The following is a 6,925-nucleotide window of genomic DNA, read 5'->3' as shown; positions in this document are numbered from 1 at the left end:
GTGTGAGCGGGGATGGCGCTTTCGATACCAAGACGTGCCATGAGGCGATTGCCGCGCGGGGTGCGATCGGGTGCATCCCGACCCGCAAGAATGCGAGGCCATGGAAAGGAAGTTCCCTGGGTGTGCTGGCGCGCAACGAGATTCTACGGGCGACCAAACGACTAGGCCGGGCGATCTGGAAGCACTGGAGCGGGTATCATCGCCGCAGCTTGGTGGAAACCAAAATGGGTTGCTTCAAACGGTTGGGGGAAAGGGTGACGGCCCGTCGTTTCGATGGTCAAGTGGCAGAGCTGCAAGTGCGTGCTGCCATCTTGAACCGCTTCAGCATGCTGGGCCGTCCGTGCACGGTGGCGGTGGCGTAAATCCGTTTGGGGAAAGGGGGGCCTCGACCTGTTCAGGATTTGTGCAACAGCGCCTCTGAGCATTAAATGCTTGTTCAATCTGCCATTGCGCCAGAGTCTGGGCATGGCGCAAAGCCTGCTGCAATTGGGGGGGCTCGACTGGCCGGCGCCGGACCACTCCACCGTATGCCGTCGCCAGCGCACTTTGCAGGTCAAGATCGGCTATCGCCGCAACAACGGTCCGCTGCATCTGCTGGTTGACAGTACAGGCGTCCAGTTTCTCGGCGAAGGCGAGTGGAAACGCAAAAAACATGGCGCCGAATATCGTCGGCAATGGCGCAAGGTACACCTCGGCATCGATGCCGAAACGCTGGAAATCCGGGCCATCGAGGTGACTGGCAATGGTGCGGGAGACGCGCCGATACTGCCGGAGTGGTTGATGCCGCTGCCGGCGGATGAACCCGTTGCCACGGCGACGCTGGATGGCGCGTATGACACCCAGGGTTGTTACGCAATGCGACTTGAGCGGGGAATCCTGCCAGTGATTCCGCCGCGCAAGAACGCCAAGCCGTGGAAGTCGAGCATTGCCGGCAGCGAAGTCCGCAACGCGGCGATTGCAGCGTGCAAACGCTTGGGGCGACGAATCTGGAAACGCTGGAGCGGCTATCACCGGCGCAGTCTGGTGGAAACGAAGATGCATGGTTTCAAGTGACTGGGGAGCCGAGTGATGGCGTTCACCTTTGATCGGCAGGGGGCGGAACTGCAAGTGCGCGCTGCGCTGTTGAACCGCTTTACCGCCCTGGGCTGCCGGAAGACCGAGGCGGTAGCGGCGATGGGCTGAAGCCGCGTGGGGAAAGGGGATGCTCACTCTTGGGCGGGGTTATGCATATATGGACGCCCCCGATTGCCAAGCACTCACGTCATGATGGAGAGCAGGAACGATTGCAGCCATATATCCGGACCTTATTGAGAGCAATCCTCTGTCCCTGATGGAGTCCGCAGGCTGAGCCTTAAGCAACAAAGCGCACTCTGACGTGCCTTGCACAAAGCAGGCTCACTCAACCCCGGTCTGACCTGTATCGCCACCACATCATGATTGCCTGGGCACTGGCGGCCATGCCGCTATTGCATGAGGGCGCAATGGTTCCATGGTTGACCCTGCTGGCGCGGGAAGGTGTGCGGCGCGCGCGCTTCGATTCGGCGCGATGCCTTGGCGGGCGCGAGCGGTTAAGATCGCGCGGCGGCGCAAGAAGGCCTGTGGCGGCTAAGCCGCACTGCTTGGTGAAAATTATTATAACCCTGGTAATATGCTTTATCTAATTTTTACCATGGTATATATTGGCTCGTGTTCGCGAACCGGCATGCCTGTCGGCGTCGCTTGAGCCAAATCACGAGGCATACCATGTCATTTCCTATACCAGAGGCGATTTCCGCCGCAATACACAAGGTGTTTCCCGATGAGGCCGGGATCGTTCCGCAACCATTGGCGCAGGGTTTGTCGGGCGCGCGCATTTTCAGCTTCGAGGCCAGCGGGCAACGCTTTGTCATCCGCCAGAGCGCACATATCGAGCGCGCTGAGCGCGAGGCGCAGTGTTGGCGCGGCGCGGCGGCACTGGGAGTGGCTCCGCGGCTGGTCTATGCCGATGCGGCCAGCGGCATCACCATTTCCGAATTCATCGCGGCGGAGGCGCTGGATCGTTCCCCCGCGGGCATCCGGCGCATGGCTTCGGCGCTGCGGCGCTTGCACCAAAGCCAGGCTTTCGATGGCGGCATGCCGTTGGCGGACATCCTGGCCGGCGAGGTGGCCAAGCTGGGCTTGAGCCAGCCGGACGCCGTCATCCAGGCGGTTTGCCAGGCGGCGGCTGAGGCGGACGCGATCAGCCGGGAAAACGCCCGCGTGCCCTGTCATCTTGATTTAAACCCAGGAAATATTGTGCTGTCCGGCCAGCGCGTGCTGTTCCTCGATTGGGAAACCGCCGGTCTGGGCGACCCCTACCTCGATCTGGCGCAGCTGGGCGTGTTTGTGTTTTCGACTCCTGAGCAAGGGCAAAGCTTGCTGCAAGCCTATTTGCAAGCAGAACCCACGCCGGCAGAGCAAGGCCGCATGGCGGCAGGGCGAGTGATCGCGCTGGCTTTCTATGCCTTGGGTTTTTTCCTGGCGGCGAGGCGGCGCGACGCCGATGTGCGTTTAGAGGCGGTGTCTCCCGTAACTTGGGGCGAATTATTCGCTTTGCTGGCCTCGGACGGGGCGCAAAGCGCGCCGGAAGTGGCGGCTGCGACATTGGCGGCGGAGATGCAGCGATTCCAACAGTCTGACGCCTACAGGCAGGCTTTGGCGCGGCGCACTGCTCCGGGAGTCTGAGCGGCGGGTGGAGCCAACCATGGTTACGGCAAATCAGCCGGCTAGGCGTGATGAGCAGGCGAGACAAATAAGCGAGAGTGAGATGTTGGCGAGCGAGCAAGACGAAAACCGGGCGGGGCGAAGCGCGCTGTGGATGTTGTTTCCCTTGATCTGGCGGTTCAAGGGTCGGGTGCTGCTGGCCATGGCCTGCATGATGCTGGGCAAGGCGGCGGCGGTGTCGGTGCCGCTGTATCTGAAGGACGCGGTGGATCGCTTGTCCATGCCGGCGACCGCCTTGGTCGTGCCCGTGCTGGCGCTGACCGGCTATGGCTTGGCCAGGCTGCTGTCCGGCGTATTGGGAGAGTTGCGCGACGCGGTGTTCGCCCGAGTGATACAGGGCGCGGTGCGCCAGGCGGCGCTGGATGTGTTCCGGCATTTGCTCCGTTTGTCGCTGCGTTTCCATCTGGAGCGGCAAACCGGCGGCGTCAGCCGGGATATCGAGCGCGGCACCAAGGGCATAGGCTTTCTGCTTAACTTCGCCGTGTTCAACATCCTGCCCACATTGCTGGAAATCGGCATGGTGACGGCGATTTTGCTCCAGCGCTATGCCTGGGCATTCGCGGCGGTCACCTTGGCGACGATGGCGAGCTATATCGTCTATACCCTGCTGGTGACCGAGTGGCGCAGCGGCTACCGGCGGCGGATGAACGAGCTGGATTCGCAAGCCAACGCCAAGGCTATCGACGCCTTGCTCAATTATGAAACGGTGAAGTATTTCGGCAACGAGGCGCATGAAGCCGCGCGCTATGACCGCAATCTGGCGGCCTGGGAGGCTTCCGCGATCAAGAACCAGGTGGCGTTGTCCTTGCTCAACGCCGGCCAGGCGGCCATCATCGCCTGCGGCATCAGCTGGATCATGGTGCTGGCCGCGCAAGGCGTCGTCGCCGGAAGCATGACGGTAGGCGACGTGGTGCTGGTGGCTACCTTTATCACCCAGCTGTACGGGCCGCTGACGTTTCTGGGTTTTGTCTATCGCGAGGTCAAACACGCGTTGATCGACATCGAGCGCATGTTCAAGCTGCTGGGCGTGCGGGCGGAGGTGATGGACGCGCCGGATGCCCAGGCTTTGTCGGCGTCTTGTCCGGCGGTCCGTTTCGAGGCGCTGTCGTTTGCCTATGATGGCCAGCGGCCGATTCTGAGCGGGCTGAGCCTGGAGATACCCGGCGGCAAGACATTGGCGGTGGTCGGGCCCAGCGGCGCCGGCAAGTCCACGCTGTCGCGCTTGCTGTTCCGTTTTTACGATGTCGGGCAAGGCGCAATCTTGATCGACGGTGTCGATATCCGAGGCCTGAGCCAGGATACGTTGCGCGCCCATATCGGCATCGTGCCGCAGGAGGCAGTGTTGTTCAACGACAGCCTGTATCACAACATCGCTTACGCCAAACCGGGAGCCTGCCGCGAAGAGGTGATCGCCGCGGCGACGGCGGCGCATCTGCGCGATTTTGTGGCCGCGCTGCCGGACGGCTTCGATACCCAGGTGGGCGAGCGCGGACTCAAGCTGTCCGGCGGCGAGAAGCAGCGCGTCGCCATTGCCCGCGCCTTGCTGAAAAATCCGCCCATCCTGATTTTCGACGAGGCGACCAGTTCGCTGGACTCGCGCACCGAGCAGGCCATCCAGCGCGCGCTGGCCGAGGCGTCGGCTAATCGCACCACGCTGATCATCGCCCACCGCTTGTCCACCATCGTCGACGCGGATGAAATCGCGGTGCTGGACGAAGGGCGGGTGGTGGAACGGGGCCGGCATGCGGATTTGCTGGCGCAGGGTGGGCGCTATGCCGAAATGTGGCGTTTGCAGCGGGCGGACGTGGAAACCGCGGGCGCGCCGACAGACAAGGCCTGGCAATCATGGACGGTGGTGCAGGGCTGATGGCTGCGCATTTATTATTACCCTGGTAGTATGTCGCGCTGTATCCGCATCTTCAGGACCGTCTCCCATCATGAGCACACCGGCTGAAACCTTATTGAAACCCTGCACCGCATTCGAAGGCGCGCGTCGCCTGCTGTCCGGCCCCTTGGCCGAGGTGGCGCTGGCGGTGAAAGCCGCCGTGGAGAACGGCTCGACCGATCCTTTGCTGGTGTTTGACGACGCCAATGGCCGAGTGGTGGATCTGGATTTGCGCGGCAGCGACGCGGAGGTGATCGAGCGTTTGGCTCGTCCGCCGCAGGCCTATCCGGGTCGTTATGCCGCGCTGGCTCAGCCGGCCAAAGCCGAAGCGGCTGAGGAGGATGACGCGCCTACCGCGCCTAGGGGGCGGGGGCGGCCCAAGCTGGGCGTGGTGTCGCGCGAGGTGACGCTGCTGCCCCGGCAGTGGGAATGGCTGGCCGAGCAGCCGGGCGGCGCGTCGGCCACGCTGCGGCGCTTGATAGACGAAGGCAGGAAAAAAGCCGGCGATCCGCGCAGCCGCCGAATGGCGCGCGATGCGGCCTACCAGTTCATGACGGTTTTGGCCGGCGATCTGCCGGGCTATGAGGAGGCGTTACGCGCGTTGTTCGCCGACGATGGCGAGCAACTGGCGAGGCATATGGCGTCTTGGCCGGCGGATATCCGCGAGCATGCCTGGCGGTTGGCGTTCGAGGCTTAGGCCGACCGCTGCTCAGGGCGAACCCAGATAGCGCTTTGTCAGCAGCGGGCCTATCCAGACGAACAGCTTTTCCCGTCCTGGCGTGCGGGTGGTGGAAAACAGACAGGCGCGGGGATCGATTTGCGCCAGATTATAGGCGCGCGCCCAGGGCTGCATTTCGATGCGGTAGTCGATGCCGGCGCGGCGGAACATCACCATCTCGCTGGAAATGCCGGTGACGCCGCCATGTGCGTCCGGCAAATTGAACGGGGCGTCGTTGTCGGTCAGCCAGCGAGCCGGCTCCGCCTGCGCGAGCCAAGGCAGGACAATCGTCAGCGCGGCCCATACTCCTGTTCTGAACCTCGCCGCCGTATTCGCCACCGCTCCAGCATAGCAAGGCGGCGGCGACGGCAGCTCAGGCCTGGCGCGGCTTATGCACGTCGTGGCTGACGAAGGGTTGCTCAGGTGACGGCATGTTCAGCCATTCCGGGTGGGCCAGGGTGCGGCGGATGTCGGCGAGGCCACAGGTCCAGTGCTCGCGCATGGTGCGGGCGCTGAACTGGTAGTCCTTGTAATGGCCTTCGCTCGGCTTGTCCTGATAGATCAGGTGCAGAACGTTGAATACGCGGTCGCAGGCCTGTTCCTCGGCGCGGCGGTAAGCCGGCGCGTCGCGCCGCTCCGCCGGCACCAGCTCCAGCACTTCGCGCAGCATTTGGCGGAACTGCTGCGATTCCTGCATATAGCCGGTGATCATGCGGGTGCGGCTGGAGAACTGGATGTCCTTCTGCCGCAACGCCACCGTGGACAGGTCTTCCGGCAGCGCGCCGCGCGCGTTCCACAGATCCACCTGGAACACCAGCGAATGCTTGCGCGGCCGGGCCGTCAGCACCTGCTGCAGCGGCGTGTTGGACACCATGCCGCCGTCCCAGTAGCGCTCGCCGTCTATTTCCACCGCGGGGAAGCCCGGCGGCAGCGCGCCGGAGGCCATGAAATGCTCGGGCCGCAGGCGTTGCTGGGTATTGTCGAAATAGACGAAGTTGCCGCTTTTCACGTTGACCGCGCCCACCGATACCCGCATTTCGTTGCTGTCGTTGAGCCGGTCGAAATCGACCAGGCGCTCCAGCGTGCTTTTCAGCGGCGAGGTGTCATAGAAGCTGGCGGTGCCGCCGGGTGGCGCGTGCAGCGGCGAACGCGGCACGAAGAAGCCGTTCTGGCCCTCGATCAGCGCGCGCCAGGCCTCCAGCCCGTTCAACCAGCCTTGCAGCGCCGGCGGCAACGCATGCCGATCATCCAGCAGATTGTGCGGGCTGGGCGGCAGCAGCGGCTGGCGGCTGATGGTATGCCAGAACTGCTCCAGCCGATCGGCGCGCTTCTCCGGCGGATTGCCGGCGATCACGGCGGCATTGAGCGCGCCGATGGAGATGCCGGCCACCCAGTTGGGGTGCAGCCTGGCTTCGGCCAATCCCTGGTACACGCCGGCCTGGTAGGCGCCGAGCGCGCCGCCGCCTTGCAGCACCAGCGCCACCACCTGGTAGCGGTGGTCCGGCGGCAGCGCCGGGCTATGATGATGCCCGGCGTCGGCGTGGCAGGCCGGATTGCGTTTTTCCAGCGCCATGTCGCCT

At 63.8% G+C, this 6,925-nt stretch carries 6 protein-coding genes and 1 pseudogene; 5 read left to right on the top strand and 2 right to left on the bottom strand.

What is annotated here, in order from left to right; translation table 11 throughout:
* From C2I19_RS01510 to C2I19_RS01490, 5 genes and pseudogenes are all read left to right on the top strand, one after another.
* Positions 1-362 (top strand): transposase (locus C2I19_RS01510; protein WP_146056721.1); only part of this gene is annotated, 362 nt, incomplete at its 5' end.
* Positions 355-1,182: pseudogene (locus C2I19_RS01505) on the top strand (IS5 family transposase); the annotation flags it as partial. The gene C2I19_RS01510 and the pseudogene C2I19_RS01505, both read left to right, overlap by 8 nt.
* Positions 1,183-1,743: 561 nt before the next feature.
* Complete coding sequence (locus C2I19_RS01500; RefSeq protein ID WP_103900956.1) at positions 1,744-2,703, top strand: choline/ethanolamine kinase family protein; 960 nt, start codon at positions 1,744-1,746, stop codon at positions 2,701-2,703.
* An 82-nt stretch (positions 2,704-2,785) separates the two neighbouring features.
* Complete coding sequence (locus tag C2I19_RS01495; protein WP_103900955.1) at positions 2,786-4,609, top strand: ABCB family ABC transporter ATP-binding protein/permease; 1,824 nt, start codon at positions 2,786-2,788, stop codon at positions 4,607-4,609.
* A gap of 70 nt (positions 4,610-4,679) precedes the next feature.
* A complete protein-coding gene (locus C2I19_RS01490) occupies positions 4,680-5,324 on the top strand; it encodes a DUF2239 family protein (RefSeq protein WP_103900954.1) in 645 nt (214 codons plus the stop codon).
* 12 nt (positions 5,325-5,336) lie between these two features.
* Here the strand turns inward: C2I19_RS01490 and C2I19_RS01485 are convergent, their stop codons facing one another.
* A complete protein-coding gene (locus C2I19_RS01485; RefSeq protein ID WP_103900953.1) occupies positions 5,337-5,684 on the bottom strand; it encodes a transporter substrate-binding domain-containing protein in 348 nt (115 codons plus the stop codon).
* A gap of 34 nt (positions 5,685-5,718) precedes the next feature.
* Positions 5,719-6,918, bottom strand: coding sequence for a patatin-like phospholipase family protein (locus C2I19_RS01480; RefSeq protein ID WP_103900952.1), 1,200 nt, complete (start codon positions 6,916-6,918; stop codon positions 5,719-5,721).
* Positions 6,919-6,925 lie beyond the last annotated feature (7 nt).

The organism is Chromobacterium alticapitis (assembly GCF_002924365.1).
Classification (GTDB): domain Bacteria; phylum Pseudomonadota; class Gammaproteobacteria; order Burkholderiales; family Chromobacteriaceae; genus Chromobacterium; species Chromobacterium alticapitis.
Note: the sequence above shows the minus strand (reverse complement) of the source record. Positions and strands in the feature narration are given on the sequence as shown.